Origin of the sequence: Streptomyces doebereineriae, assembly GCF_031845645.1 — a bacterium.
GTDB lineage: Bacteria > Actinomycetota > Actinomycetes > Streptomycetales > Streptomycetaceae > Streptomyces > Streptomyces canus.
The window spans coordinates 1-618 of sequence record NZ_JAVREZ010000083.1; the positions used below are offsets into that span (position 1 = coordinate 1).

General features: G+C 69.6%; 1 protein-coding gene and 1 pseudogene. Both read right to left on the reverse strand.

Annotation, left to right across the window (positions count from 1 at the left end):
* Positions 1–162 (reverse strand): annotated as a pseudogene (locus RNB18_RS50800) (carbohydrate-binding protein); the annotation flags it as partial.
* Between the two features lie 143 nt (positions 163–305).
* The coding region (locus RNB18_RS50805) for a GGDEF domain-containing protein (RefSeq protein ID WP_311720903.1) at positions 306–618 on the reverse strand (313 nt) is incomplete at its 5' end.

Below are 618 nucleotides of genomic sequence, written 5' to 3' on the forward strand. Positions count from 1 at the left end.
GTTGTACGACGTCCTGGGCACGCCCGGCTGCGCGGCCGGACCCGGGTAGCCGTAACCGCCCTGGCCGGGCGGCTGGGCGCCTGCCGCTTGTCCGTCCGCGTACAGATAGCCGAACGGATCGTCGTCCTCGGGCTTGCTCGCGCCGTTGTTTCCGGCCGTCATCCCTGGGTCACTCCTCACCATCTCGCCAGCCGTCGCCGACCGGCCGAGCCTACCTCGAACGGAGCACAGTCCGAATTGCGATCACGGACCGGGCGGACCCGGCGGAACGGGTACGGGGTAGGGGAGGAAAGCGTTCATGAACGTCAGCCGGCCCTGCGGTGGACCTTCGACCGGGACCGCTTCTCGACGTACATCCGCTGGTCGGCGGAGCGCAGGACCTCTTCCACGCTCATCCCGCACTCGGCCCAGCCGATGCCGAAGCTCGCTCCGACCCGGACGGCACGCCCGTCGACCCTTATAGGCGGAATGATGGCATTTCTCAGACGTACGGCCAGGTCAGCGGCGTCCGCCGCCCCGAGGCCGTCCGCGAGAACGACGAATTCGTCACCTCCGAGCCGGGCGACCGTGTCGCCGTCCCGGACGCAGGTGGAGAGCCGCCGCGCGACCTCTATGAGC